The following is a 247-nucleotide window of genomic DNA, read 5'->3' on the forward strand; positions in this document are numbered from 1 at the left end:
CGGCTTCATCACGCCGTGCCCGGGAAACGCTGATCCCGGATCGGCCGCCTGCTCCCGCACCCACTTGCGCAGCACGTTCTCATGCAGGTCCAGATCGCGGGCCGCCTGCGATACCGACACCCCGCGTTCCCGAACCAGCTTCACCGCCTCGAGCTTGAACTCGCGGCTGAACTTCCGTCGTTGCATCTCCATCCTCCGGTTCCGAAAAACACCTTATCTCGGTGTCCACGAAACCGGCAGCAGCTCA

At 63.6% G+C, this 247-nt stretch carries 1 protein-coding gene; it reads right to left on the bottom strand.

Annotated elements, in window-relative coordinates; translation table 11 throughout:
* Positions 1 to 186 (bottom strand): transposase (locus tag ASE91_RS02315; protein ID WP_082453773.1); only part of this gene is annotated, 186 nt, incomplete at its 3' end.
* Positions 187 to 247 lie beyond the last annotated feature (61 nt).

The sequence above is a fragment of the Sphingomonas sp. Leaf62 genome, assembly GCF_001421915.1.
Lineage (GTDB): Bacteria > Pseudomonadota > Alphaproteobacteria > Sphingomonadales > Sphingomonadaceae > Sphingomonas.